This window comes from Roseofilum acuticapitatum BLCC-M154 (assembly GCF_030068475.1).
GTDB lineage: Bacteria > Cyanobacteriota > Cyanobacteriia > Cyanobacteriales > Desertifilaceae > Roseofilum > Roseofilum acuticapitatum.
Genome location: NZ_JAQOSP010000134.1, coordinates 40,759 through 53,207 on the forward strand (window position 1 = coordinate 40,759; position 12,449 = coordinate 53,207).

A 12,449-nucleotide genomic window follows, 5' to 3' on the forward strand; every position below is an offset into this window, starting at 1 on the left:
GAAAGAGACGTTCAAGTTAGGGAATATCCCAACGGAACCAGGGGCTAAAAGGTCGATTAACTGATTGCTCCAGTCCGAGTTGTCAAGTTTTGGCAACGGATCGGGAACCCTAGGAATAGATACCCCCAATATAGATAGATGTCCGGGAAACGTCTATGAAATTCAGTAGACGGTTTTTGGCTCTCAAGTTTTCAGCTTTAACCCCGATCTTGACGACGACTTAATCCTATGCCTAAAACCATGACCAAGACACAGACCAAGACACAAACTAAGACCCCCACCTATACGGCAGATATGGTAAGGACTTACCTCCATGAAATCGGTCGTATTCCCCTGTTGAGCCATGAGCAAGAGATTGTCTTGGGTAAACAGGTTCAGCATATGATGCAGTTGATTGAAGTTAAGGAGAAACAAGAAGTTCAACTCGATCGCTCGATCAGTGACCGGGAATGGGCGGATCTAGTGCAATTAGATCCTCAAGAGTTGGATCGGATTGTTAAGCAAGGTCAACGAGCTAAACAAAAAATGATTGAAGCGAACTTGCGTCTGGTGGTGGCGATCGCAAAAAAATACCAGAAACGAAATATGGAGTTTCTGGATTTAATCCAAGAAGGAACCCTCGGTCTAGAGCGAGGAGTGGAAAAGTTTGACCCCATGAGGGGTTATAAATTCTCTACTTATGCCTATTGGTGGATTCGCCAAGCCATTACGCGGGCGATCGCCCAACAAGGTCGAACCATTCGCCTACCGATCCACATTACCGAAAAACTCAACAAAATCAAGAAAATTCAACGGGAACTCTCCCAGCAACTCGGTCGCAGTGCTACTCCCACGGAAATTGCTGAGGCTTTAGACCTCAAACCGGCTCAAATCCGTGAATACCTCACCCTCTCCCGTCAACCGGTCTCCCTAGACCTACGGGTGGGTGATAACCAAGATACGGAACTCCAAGAACTCTTGGAAGATGACGGAATTTCTCCGGAACACTATGCCACTCAAGAACTCCTGCGCCAAGACTTACACCATCTGATTGCCGACCTCACCCCTCAACAGCGAGAGGTATTGAACTTAAGGTTTGGACTAACAGATGGTCATGAGTTATCCCTCTCTCAAGTGGGTCAACGCATGAGTTTAAGTCGGGAGCGCGTCCGCCAATTGGAACGACAAGCCTTAACCTACTTGCGTCGCCATCGGGGTCTGGTGCGCGAGTATTTAGCCAGCTAAAGGTTAGTTGTGTTTTGCCGAAAACCTCAGAAGCACTCAGTTTCAACTCCAAGAAACCCCATGGGTGCTTCTAAGGAAGTCAACCGATCCCACTGATTAATATCTATCTATTCTTAAAGGAGGAGACTAGGGTGCTTCAATTATTTTCATCTCAAATGCAACGCTTAACCTCAACGTTGGCACACTCCTCATCCGTGCTAACCCCTCTAATGGTTACGCTCTTAGTCTCCTTCGGAAATAGCGCTCCCTCGCTGTCTCAAACGGCTTCGAGTGTTGAGATCGCTCCTTCTCCATCTGAAACCACTGCCCACTTCCCAGATGGGGTTTATTTCTATGGAGAATCTCCTCAACTGGATCAGATCGGCCATGGTTATATGGTGTTTGAAGCCCGTCAGCACAAGCTGTTGGGGGCTTTATATCTTCCCAATTCTTCTTTTGACTGTTTCTATGGACAAGTTGGCCCTAACCACTTAGGGATGACGGTGATTGATAGTTACGATCGCACTCCCTATCCCTATCAAATGGCTTTAGAACCGGTGGCGATCGCCTCTAGTCCAGATGCTCTCAACATCCAGTTTAAGCCACAAGGTATGCACCGCATTGCAGAACTGAGGGATGATGAGCTTGGCTATCTAGAAACCTGTCGTCAAGATGTACAACAATTAACCATTAACAATTAATATTGTTTGACCATTCCCCGATGATTATTCCTGAGCCTCTGGAGTCGCTGGTGCTGGGGGGACAGTAGCGGGGGGTTCGGGAGCAGGAACGGGAGTGGGTAAGGGGGTTAAACCGGGAATGCCTAAATCTAGGTTCGGTGCTTCGGGGGGTTGAACTTCTGGGGCACTCACCCCTGTGGGAAGGGTGGCCAAAGCGACGCGATCGCCGCCCACAGACCGCATTAAATCCAAAATTTGGACAACATCTTCATAAAGGGCGGTTTTCGAGGCATACAGCACCATTAAGCCCTGGGGAGCCTGAATCTGATAGGCCAGCAGCCGTTGCCGCAATTGATCCCTAGGCACTAATTCCTGTTCAATATAGGTTTGTCCGACCGTATCTACACTGACGATCAGCATATCCTGCATTTGGGTGGTTCCTGTGGCAGCACTAGGCAAATCTACCGTAATTGCTTGCTGGCGCGTCAACCCCACCGCCGCTAGGATAAAAAAGGTCAAAATGCAGAAAATAACATCAATGAGGGGGATCACTTCGATCCGCGCTTCTTCACTTGGATTATCCCAGTTGATTTTCATAGTGTGGTTGCTTCTCGGTTTTCAGGTTGATTCGCTTTCGTCTAGGTGTTCGGCAACAGTCTGATAGAGATCGAGGATATGGCGATCGTCTAGATAATAATAGACTTTTCGGCCCCGTTTTTGGTAACGGACAAGTCGGTGAGCGCGGAGGATTCGCAGTTGGTGAGAAACGGCGGATTCGGTGAGTTCTAGGGTGCTGGCTAAATCACACACGCACAATTCCTCTGTCGCTAAGAGGGACAGGATTCTTAAGCGATTGGGGTCTCCAAGGATACTAAAGAATTCTGCCATTTTTGTGGCTCTCCGGGGATGGAGAAGATGGGATTCTAAATCTTTGCGGTGTTCGGTATCTAAGTCTTCGGGGGGACAGTGGGGGGAGCAGTGAGGTTGTGACATGAAGTTGAGTAATGAGTGAGTACACCGTTATTGTGTTGCTTCCTCAAATTTAACAATATCTGAACAATCTTTCAATTATTGTGTGCTAACATATGAATATCTGTTCAGATATAAGTTAAGGAGACAAAATTATGGCAACTGCAACCCAACTCAAATGTGCTTGTGAGTCTTGTAGCTGTAAGGTTGACGAGACAACTGGGGTCAAGAAAAACGGCCAAGTTTATTGTAGTGAAGCTTGTGCCAATGGTCATCCTGATGGTTCAGGCTGTGGGCATGAGGGATGTGATTGTCACAAATAGTATAAAATCTGAATAAGTTGGGCAGGGTATGCGGGTAGAAGTTGTAATGATATCGCTTATCCTCCTGCCGACCCTACTGCCGTGACAACTCTAAAATGGTGGGTTACGGCGGATTGAGAGATTGCTATCACAGTCTAGGTTTTAGCCGCCTAACCCACCCTACGCTAATGCACATTTTTAGCTGTGTCACGGCATTACGATGATTGGGTATTGTATTGGCAGGAGTCAGCGTTGCTATGGCTAAACTGAAAATTCTCCAGGAAGGGCAATCCTACACCTTTCGGTCTTATTTTGAGTTGCCCTATGAAGCCGACGATATTTTAGCCGAGTTTGACTATACTCTGGTTAAATCCCGTCTCTCTCTACCCCAAACCACTCAACCTCTAGACCGCGTACCAGAACTCAAGCAACGCATTGAAGAGACTTTACCCTTTATTAGCTTGAGTAATGAGACGGCAAGACGAGAAACCCTGGTTTCCCCAGTCTTGCTAGAAACGATCCGCTATTGCCATTGTCAGATGCGGATTGAATATCCTTTAACTGTTAATAATTGGCTCAAGGGTAATTTTGATTATCTGTTGCGATCGACTCATAATTTACTGGTGGTTGAAGCCAAAAATGATGACCTGACCAGAGGATTTACTCAATTAGCCGTTGAGTTAATTGCTCTGTCGCATATTGAGGAACAAGCCGTATTCTATGGAGCGGTGACGATGGGGGATGTGTGGCGTTTTGGTCAATTGGATCGCGATCTTAAACAAGTGACTCAGGATCTCAATTTATTTAAGGTTCCTGATGATTTAGACCCCTTGCTCAAGAGTTTGTTGGGCATTTTGCAGGGGGCATAAACTCCTTATCATTCAATTAATCGTTTGATGCCTAAATATCCTCTATCTAGACCCAAGGATTGGGTGGGCGATCGGGAAAAATCCCTGTTAGAAACTTTGTAGAGAACTGTTGTAGGGGTGAACAAGTAATTATTCGCCCCTAGAGCCTGAATTAACTTTCTCCTTCGGGATAAATGGGGACTCCATCAAGGGTTCCAAAGCGTCCCAAGGGCCAAAAGCGAAGTATGGCGCGACCAATGATATTTTTGCGCGGTACGGCCCCCCAACAGCGACTATCATAACTGCTGTTGCGATTATCGCCTAAAACCACATAGGAGTCTTGAGGCACGATTTGAGGCTGATCGAGAAATTGTTGATCGGGAGGGCAAACTTCTATGCTGGTAAATTGATGATCTGAGGTTTCGGTAATCTGGGCGGAGGGGTTAATATTAGAGGCTACATAATGCTCGTCTAAGGGGCGATCGTTGATGTAAACTTGCCCACTGACAATTTCAATTTTATCTCCCGGTAAACCAATGACTCGCTTAATTAAAGCATCTTTGAAATTGGGGTCTTTTTCCTTCATCCGGTCGGTGGGGGAAAAGACAATGATATCTCCCCGTTTGGGATCGCTAAACCGATAGCCTAGTTTATCGATAATGAGGCGATCGTTGGTGGGTTCATATTGCAGTGTCGGTAGCATTGACCCGGAGGGAATATAACGGGCTTCGGCCACAAAATGACGAATTCCAATGGCCAGAATGGCGGCCAGTCCAATGGTTTTGAGTCCCTCAATCCAGGGATTTTCGGGAGTTGGGTTGGTATTCTGGTCAGAGTTGGGTTTATTCACACGAGTCATAGGTTAGGACGAAGTTGAAGCAAGGGAGAGGCACAGGCTGAGAGGCAGATAGTGCCTATTGATGATTTAGGAGCTTGTTTTAGTGTACTGCTAGAATACAATAGGTTCTAACGATGTTATCTATAAGTTTCCTATTCTGTCTACTTGTGTTGAATCCGTCATCTACTTTGTACAAGTTGTTTTTCCTACTCAGTCGTTCAAGGGGGTTGGGATTCGGTATAGCTTGATTTGAGGTGTAGAAGTTTGGGAAAGTTCCTTTATCCGATCGCTACCTATTGTGTCTGTTGATTACGATCTGATTATTTGGGGGGGTTCGCCTGCGGGAACCTATGCGGCAGTAATGGCGGCACAATACGGGGCCAGAGTTGCCCTGATTTTGCCGCCAGAGTCTTCTCACAGCTACACTGTCCAGGATTGCTTAAGGTTGCCCCTGCCGTTGCGATCGGGGCAAAATGGACGGTATCCGATGAGGGATGGTGAGGCGCTCTCCTATGAACGGTTATGCCAATGGGTACAAGTTGGGGTGGAGACTTTGGCGTTGATTGATTCTCCTGCTGCTCTGGAGCAGTTAGGGGTTGATTTGATTTACGAGGGGGCGGAGTTTGAGGAAAAGGGGGGACAAATTTCAGTCGCTTTAAGGAACCGTCGTTTGCTCTCTTGTGCCTATTTGTTGGCTCCTGCAACTGATCCTAGGGTGGAGATTGAGGGGTTGGCGAGTACGGGTTATCTGACTCCTAAGAGTTTGGCGAGTTTGCAGTCTGTACCCTCTTGTTTGGCGATTATTGGCTCTGCTCCTTGTGGCGTTGAGCTGGCGCACCTGTTCCAAGAGTTGGGGTCTAAGGTGACTCTGATTACGGAAAATTCGCGACTTTTACCCCAGGAAGAACCGGAAGTGTCGGATCTGATTCAATGCCAACTGGAGGCTCTGGGGGTGGAGATTTTAGGGGAAACTCAGGTGACTCAAGCGCGACTGATTGAGGACAAAACTTGGTTACAAGTCGGTAATCGGGCGATCGCCTTTGATAAGCTCTTATTAGTCACTCCTCCTGCTCTGCCGTTTCCTGCTCCCACCTTGGAGTTACTGGGAATAGACTGGACTAACCAGCATTTAAGGGTGAATAATAAGCTGCAAACTACGAACCCGAAGATTTATGCTTGTGGGGATATTTTAGGGGGATATTCTTTGCCCCATATTAGCTTATATGAAGCGAAACTTGCCCTAAAAAATGCTTTATTCTTACCCTTCTTTACCCTTGATTATCAGCAGTTACCCTACACCATCTATAGCAAGCCCACCTTAGCTAGAGTGGGGTTAACGGAAGCTGGGGCAAGACGGCGATATGGGGATAAAGTTCAGGTGATTCAAGAGCAGCTAAAAATGAATCCGGCGGCGGTTTTATCCGGAGAGGTTACTGGATTTATTAAAGTGATTGTGCAACCCGATGGTAGGATTTTGGGGGCAACGGTTTTGGGAACTAGAGCAGAAGAAGTTATTCAATCTTTGAGTCTAGCGATTAATCATCAGATCAAGGTGCAAGCTTTGCCGGATAGTCCGGGAGTCTTCGGCAGTGTATCACAACTGCTGACGAGAGTGGGCGATCGCTGGCAACTTCAGCAATTTCATCAGTCCTTTTGGTCTCAAACCTTTCTCAAGTGGTGGCTATCCTGGAAGCGAGGTTAAAGGATTCATCATTAGGGTTAACAATTATGGTATTCTAAGACGGTCATTTCCCAGAATTCGATCGGGCTTAATCTGATTTTCTCAATCATGGATAAATTTAGAGTTGAAGTCATTGCTCAAACCCCCAATCCTCAACAGGTAATTTATGCAGCAATGCATCAAGATTATAGTGAAAATCTAGTTTACGATGAACGAGAAAAATGGCCGAATGAATCTAAAGCGGGAGAACTGATTGTTAAACATTTATTATCCGGGGGTCGGGGACATTATGGCCCCTTAGAACATCCTCAAATTGTCTTGAATTGTGGTTATTTTCCCCACAGTGTCATGCAACAGGTACGGACTCATCGGGTCGGAATTTCATTCGATGTACAATCGAATAGATATACAGGATCGCGAATTATACAAGCGGCTCAGGGTTTAAAATCGATTGAAGAGGTGTTTTACCTGCGTCCAGTGGGAGAATATAGTAATCGTCAAGGCAAGCATTATACCTATACCGAAGAACAGCGACAATCAGATTTAGAATGGTGTTTGGAAGCCGCAAAACGGTATCAGCAAATGGTGGAGATGGGGATATCGGAAGAACATGCACGGGGAATTATTCCTTTTGATGTTAGGCAGCATTTTGTGGTCTCTTTGAATGGGCGATCGCTGATGCATTTGTTAGACTTAAGATATAAGCTTGATGCTCAACTAGAATGCCAAAAACTTTGCGAACATATCTTTCCCCATTTCCAAAGTTGGATGCCTGAAGTGGCAAAATGGTATGAGAAAAATCGGCTGAAAAAGGCGAAGCTATCCCCCTAATTTAAAGATGATACTCCAGAAGGCAAGTAATCCAAATCCGGATAAAATAATGCCGGAAATACGGTTAATCCAGCGCAAACGATGGGGAGTAATTTTGTCTTTCATGAAGCCAATACCAGTAACCAGAACACACCACCAGAGTGCTGACCCAGAAAAGACACTTAACACGAGCAGAAGTGCTAATCCTTGTCCATAGGTATTTCCGGCTCCAAGTCCGGCAAAAATGGCAGCAAAGGAGAGAATGGTGAGGGGATTGGTGAGGGTTAAAAATAGGGTGGAAACATAAGCACGCCATAGGGTTTTACCGTCAATTTTAGCGGCTTGTTCGCTAGGTGAACTGCGAAAGGTTTGCCATCCTAAATAACAGAGAAAAAGTCCACCTATCAGCCGTAGTCCAATTTGATGTTCGATTAAGAGATTCGAGATAAAGGTTAATCCTAATGCGGCAATACAGCCATAGAAACCATCGGCGGTGGCTGCACCTAAACCGGAGATTAATCCGGCAATTCTGCCTTGGCTTAAGGTGCGCCGGATACATAAGATGCCAATGGGGCCAACGGGTGCAGCAATGGAAAAACCGATGATTAATCCTTTGAGAATGACTGCAAGTGCCATGAGTAATGAGTAATCGGTTTCTCTGATGACTTTGGGTTACTGTACTTTAGAATAACTAAGTTTTAAGGGAAGTTAAAGGGGAAATAAAAGGTAAATGACTTGATTTTTTGGATAATATAAGGTAAAATAGAAAAATGACTTTCGATTCTGAAAAACTGTTAGATTTGACGGGATGGCAGATCCTAGAGATTCTGCAAGTAGAGGCCAGAATCTCGTTTGCCGAGTTGGGGAGAAAGGTGGGGTTGTCTGCTCCGGCGATCGCCGAACGGGTGAAGCGCATGGAAGAAACAGGTATCATTACCGGATACCACGCCCAGGTACATCCAGAAAAAGTGGGCTATCCTATTGCCGCCATCATTGCCCTAACCACAACTCCCCAGCAATATCCGCAGATCTTAGCCGTCATTCAAGCCTTACCAGAAGTGAGATCCTGTCACCATGTTACCGGTAATGTTTCATTCTTCATGGAAGTGACCGTATCTTCGATGACACACTTAGAGGAGATTATCAATCAACTGAGTCAATTTGGGCAAACCTCCACCTCTATTATTCTCTCATCACCGCTTCCGAGACGAGGAATTATGGGGAGTGAATGAGTTATGGCGATCGCGCTCCAAATAATCCTGAGTGATTTGCATAATAATATCTAAGCGAAAATTTTCAAACAACATCGTCAGAGCTTCAGATAAATCCTTATGAGTGGGGGCGATCTCTTTAATCAACTCAGCAACCCGTTCTTCATTGACTTCTCTCGCTGCATAATAGAGATTTTCTATCCAGGTTTGGGCAACTTGATTAAACTCTTCTAACCAGAAGGGATCGCTGCGTTTCCGATGTTTTTTAAGCTTCCTTTTCGATTGGGGCATCGTTTCATAAATATAAGAAGCATCTAAATAACGGGATAAACTATTAAAAATCACCCGACTCTTAAAGGGTTTACAAATAAAATCATCGGAACCAGCTTGGATAATTTCTGCTCGTCTCTCTTCAAAAGCACTAGCAGTTAGGGCAATAATCACGGTTGATTGTAGACCATTCTGTTGTTCTTGCTCTCGAATGATACGAGTTGCTTCTAAACCATCAATAACTGGCATCCGAGTATCCATAAGAATCAAGTCAGGTTGCCAATTGCTCCACAGCGCGATCGCTTCTTGACCATTACTGGCTTCCATCACTTCAAACCCCACTGGGTCGAGCAACTTAACCAAAAGCTTGCGATTTTCTGGGGTATCATCAACCACTAAGATCCGATAACTTTTTTGATCCGGAGTTAAATGAGTCACTTGCAGATCATCCCGTTCCTTGAATGAAGGTGAAAATTGATTGCCTAGGTTCAAGGGCATGTAAAATGTAAATAGAGTTCCTATTCCCACTTCACTACTAACCGAAATCTCCCCCCCCATTAAACGCACAAACTTCTGCGTAATGGATAATCCTAAACCACTACCTTGAGCTGATTTAAGCCCCGTTGAAGTTTGTACAAAAGCCTTAAATAAATCCTGTTGTTCTTCTTTAGAAATACCTGGACCTGTATCACTGACCTGGAATTCAAGATCGGATCGATCTAGATTTGTTTTTACATTAACGCTCAATTGCACGCGACCCACTTCAGTAAATTTAATAGAATTACCAATTAAATTAATCAAGCAACTCCGCAACTTTTGCTCATCCGCTTGAATGTACTGGGGCACTTGTGGATCGACATTAAATTCTAAGATGATCTTTTTAGATTCCGCCTTAACTTGAAATAAATCCTCTAATCCATCTAATAAAGAGTAAAGATCTAAATCCTTCTCGTTTAAATGAATAATTCCAGCTTCAATTTTGGAGAGATCCAAAATATCGTCAATCAAATCCAATAAATGCTCACCACTTCGATTGATAATCTCTAAATATTCTCGCTGTTCATCATCCGTTTGATAATCCCGAAGCATCACTTGAGTAAACCCTAAAATAGAATTTAAAGGAGTTCTAAGTTCATGACTCATATTGGCTAAAAATTGACTTTTTGCCTTAGATGCTGCTGCCGCTTCTTCTTCAGCTTTTTTCCGCTCTTGAATTTCCTGTTGTAGGGTTTTATTTTGCTCTTGTAGTTGATTTTGCAGTCGTCGAATCGTCAACTGATGTTGAATGCGAGCTAAAACCTCTTCTACCTGAAACGGTTTGGTGATATAATCTACGCCCCCAACTTGAAAGGCTCTCACTTTATCCAGCACTTCATCTAAGGCACTGAGAAACACGATGGGAATATTCTGGGTTTGTTCATCTTCTTTAAGCTGCTGACAAATTTCATAGCCATCCATATCAGGTAGTTTAATATCTAAAAGAATTAAATCCAAGTTTCCGGATCGGGAAGCTCTTAGGGCCATTTCCCCTTTCACCGCGCCCTTTACTTTGTATCCCGCTTCGGATAAAGTTTGAGATAATACCTGGAGATTTTCCAGTTGATCGTCAACAATTAAAATATTACCTTTATAAGTATCCACAGCTTTTAAAAACCATCTCCTAATCTAAATTATCTATCTCTTCGATCAAACTTAAAATTTGATCGCATCGGAATTTTTTGACTAAATCAGTGAGCGCTTTAGCCAGAGAAAACTGTTGCTCTGGAATTTGAGCAATTAACTGTAAAAGCAGATCGTCATCAATCGCATCAGCAGCATCGTACAACTGCTTTCGCCATTCATGGGGCATGACCTTGAGACTATCGGCTTTAAGAATAAATGGGGATACAGAATCCGTAATGGACGCTTGCCTCGGTTTTTCTGAATGATAGCTATGAATATAACGTACCCCTAAATATTGGGCAATTTTTTCAAAAATCAGATCCTCTGTGAAGGGTTTCAGTACACAATCATTACACCCTACCTTCCGTATATGCTCGATTTCCTGTTCTAAGATGCTTGCGGTTAAGGCAATAATAATGGGGGCTTGATCCGTAGAGGGTGTATTGGCTCTAATATACTTAGTCACCTCCTCGCCATTCATGACCGGCATCCGAATATCCATCCAAATTAAGTGGGGTTTCCAAGTTTCCCAAATGGCGATCGCTTGGGAGCCATTTTCTGCTGTTTGGACTTCAAAACCAATGGGGGCTAAAAAATGTAACAAAAGTTGGCGATTTTCCCATTGATCGTCTACAACCAAAATCCGATAGATGGGCTGTTCTGGAGCTAAACCCACGACTCTAGAGTTTCCAAGGCTAGGAGTGATTTGCTCTGAATCCACCCTAGACACTTCAATAGTAAACTGAAATTTACTGCCATAACCGACTTGACTTTCAAGGGTAATTGTACCATTCATTAACTGCACAAACTTTTGGGCAATAGTCAAGCCTAAACCGGTTCCCTCTTGAGAAACTTTTCCCGTTTTACTTTGGACAAAGGCTTCAAATAGTTTGGGCTGGTCTTCCGGATCGATTCCCGGCCCTGTATCTTCTACTTCCACTTGCAAAACCACTTTTTTGGCAGATGGTGCTGGCGGAGTATCGATCTGTAAAACTCGGAGAATGACTTGGCCTTTTTGGGTAAATTTTAGTCCATTATTGAGTAAGTTAATTAAAATTTGGCGTAATTTAACTTGGTCGGCACAAATATAGGTAGGTACTTGGGGAGAAATGGAAAAAAGTAATTCTATCTGTTTCTGTTCTGCTCTGAGTTTAAACATATCTTCTAAATCATTAATCATTCTCATGAAATCAAAACAACTTTCCTCTAAGGTCATTCTCCCCGATTCGATTTTAGACAAGTCTAAAACATTATTAATTAAGGTTAAGAGATGCTGTCCACTGCGATTCATAATGCGGACATTTTCTTGATGTTCTGAGGGCAAAGAAAGGGAACGCTCCATTAATTGGCAAAAGCCCAAAATTACATTCAGAGGCGATCTTAGCTCATGACTCATGTTTGCCAAAAACTCACTTTTAGCCCGATTGGCTAATTCTGCGGTTTGTTTGGCAAATTCTAATTCTTGAGTTCTTTGATAGACTTTTTTCTCCAGATCCTGATTCAGCTCTGTTAGTTCGGAGTTAATCAGTTGTAATTTTTTATTTTGTCGCGCTAATTTTTGATCTTGATCGTAGCTGCGTAATGCCTCAATCACGGTTAACTTTAAATCTTCCCCATCCCAGGGTTTGGAAATATAACGGTATAATTTAGCATGATTAACGACTCTTCCAACTACATCAGCACTGGCTTGACCGGTCAATAAGATTTTTAATGTTTTAGGAGATAATTCATGAATTCTGATCAAGAGTTCATCCCCAGACATTTTCGGCATCATATGATCGGATATAATTAAAGCAATATCAATTTTATCCAGTAAAAAATCCTCGGCAATTTCTAGAGCTTCCATGCCACTTTCAGCTTGTTCAATGAAGTAACCTGATGTTAACCAAGTTTTCAGTTGTCGCTTTAAGCTATCTAAAATACTTGGCTCATCATCGACACAGAGGATCGCTCGATTAGAAGTCATAAAATTAGC

The 12,449-nt window shown here is 43.9% G+C and carries 13 protein-coding genes; 7 read left to right on the forward strand and 6 right to left on the reverse strand.

Going from position 1 to position 12,449, the window contains the following annotated elements; genetic code table 11:
* Positions 1 to 240: 240 nt before the first annotated feature.
* Together PMG71_RS21155 and PMG71_RS21160 are read left to right on the forward strand one after the other, a co-directional pair.
* Complete coding sequence (locus PMG71_RS21155; protein WP_283755717.1) at positions 241 to 1,224, forward strand: RNA polymerase sigma factor, RpoD/SigA family; 984 nt, start codon at positions 241 to 243, stop codon at positions 1,222 to 1,224.
* 131 nt (positions 1,225 to 1,355) lie between these two features.
* Positions 1,356 to 1,904, forward strand: coding sequence for a hypothetical protein (locus tag PMG71_RS21160; protein WP_283755718.1), 549 nt, complete (start codon positions 1,356 to 1,358; stop codon positions 1,902 to 1,904).
* Positions 1,905 to 1,928: 24 nt separating this feature from the next.
* Here the strand turns inward: PMG71_RS21160 and PMG71_RS21165 are convergent, their stop codons facing one another.
* Entirely contained in the window at positions 1,929 to 2,480 is a 552-nt protein-coding gene (locus PMG71_RS21165; RefSeq protein WP_283755719.1) for an ExbD/TolR family protein, read from the reverse strand.
* A gap of 21 nt (positions 2,481 to 2,501) precedes the next feature.
* Positions 2,502 to 2,876 carry an ArsR/SmtB family transcription factor gene (locus PMG71_RS21170; protein ID WP_283755720.1) on the reverse strand — a complete coding sequence of 125 codons (375 nt, stop codon included), beginning with the start codon at positions 2,874 to 2,876 and terminating at the stop codon, positions 2,502 to 2,504.
* 131 nt (positions 2,877 to 3,007) lie between these two features.
* On the opposite strand from PMG71_RS21170, the gene PMG71_RS21175 reads away from it, so the two are divergent.
* Positions 3,008 to 3,175: a metallothionein gene (locus PMG71_RS21175; RefSeq protein ID WP_283755721.1), complete on the forward strand. Its 168-nt coding sequence runs from the start codon at positions 3,008 to 3,010 to the stop codon at positions 3,173 to 3,175.
* A gap of 236 nt (positions 3,176 to 3,411) precedes the next feature.
* Positions 3,412 to 4,023 (forward strand): hypothetical protein, encoded by a 612-nt coding sequence (locus PMG71_RS21180; RefSeq protein WP_283755722.1) that lies wholly within the window; start codon positions 3,412 to 3,414, stop codon positions 4,021 to 4,023.
* A gap of 151 nt (positions 4,024 to 4,174) precedes the next feature.
* Here the strand turns inward: PMG71_RS21180 and lepB are convergent, their stop codons facing one another.
* A complete protein-coding gene (gene lepB / locus PMG71_RS21185; protein WP_283755723.1) occupies positions 4,175 to 4,861 on the reverse strand; it encodes a signal peptidase I in 687 nt (228 codons plus the stop codon).
* Positions 4,862 to 5,138: 277 nt separating this feature from the next.
* On the opposite strand from lepB, the gene PMG71_RS21190 reads away from it, so the two are divergent.
* Positions 5,139 to 6,542, forward strand: a complete 1,404-nt coding sequence (locus tag PMG71_RS21190) for an FAD-dependent oxidoreductase (protein WP_283755724.1) — start codon at positions 5,139 to 5,141, stop codon at positions 6,540 to 6,542.
* A gap of 87 nt (positions 6,543 to 6,629) precedes the next feature.
* The gene (gene thyX / locus PMG71_RS21195; RefSeq protein WP_283755725.1) at positions 6,630 to 7,352 is read left to right on the forward strand and encodes an FAD-dependent thymidylate synthase; all 723 of its coding nucleotides are present in this window, start codon (positions 6,630 to 6,632) and stop codon (positions 7,350 to 7,352) included.
* Here the strand turns inward: thyX and PMG71_RS21200 are convergent.
* Positions 7,341 to 7,967, reverse strand: coding sequence for a LysE family translocator (locus PMG71_RS21200; RefSeq protein ID WP_283755726.1), 627 nt, complete (start codon positions 7,965 to 7,967; stop codon positions 7,341 to 7,343). The two genes, thyX and PMG71_RS21200, sit on opposite strands and share 12 nt — an antisense overlap.
* Positions 7,968 to 8,101: 134 nt before the next feature.
* Here PMG71_RS21200 and PMG71_RS21205 point away from each other — a divergent pair, with 134 nt between their 5' ends.
* The gene (locus tag PMG71_RS21205) at positions 8,102 to 8,563 is read left to right on the forward strand and encodes an Lrp/AsnC family transcriptional regulator (protein WP_283755727.1); all 462 of its coding nucleotides are present in this window, start codon (positions 8,102 to 8,104) and stop codon (positions 8,561 to 8,563) included.
* On the opposite strand, the gene PMG71_RS21210 is transcribed toward PMG71_RS21205, so the two are convergent.
* Entirely contained in the window at positions 8,525 to 10,453 is a 1,929-nt protein-coding gene (locus PMG71_RS21210) for a response regulator (protein WP_283755728.1), read from the reverse strand. The two genes, PMG71_RS21205 and PMG71_RS21210, sit on opposite strands and share 39 nt — an antisense overlap.
* Before the next feature lie 19 nt (positions 10,454 to 10,472).
* Complete coding sequence (locus PMG71_RS21215; protein ID WP_283755729.1) at positions 10,473 to 12,440, reverse strand: response regulator; 1,968 nt, start codon at positions 12,438 to 12,440, stop codon at positions 10,473 to 10,475.
* Between the last annotated feature and the right edge of the window lie 9 nt (positions 12,441 to 12,449).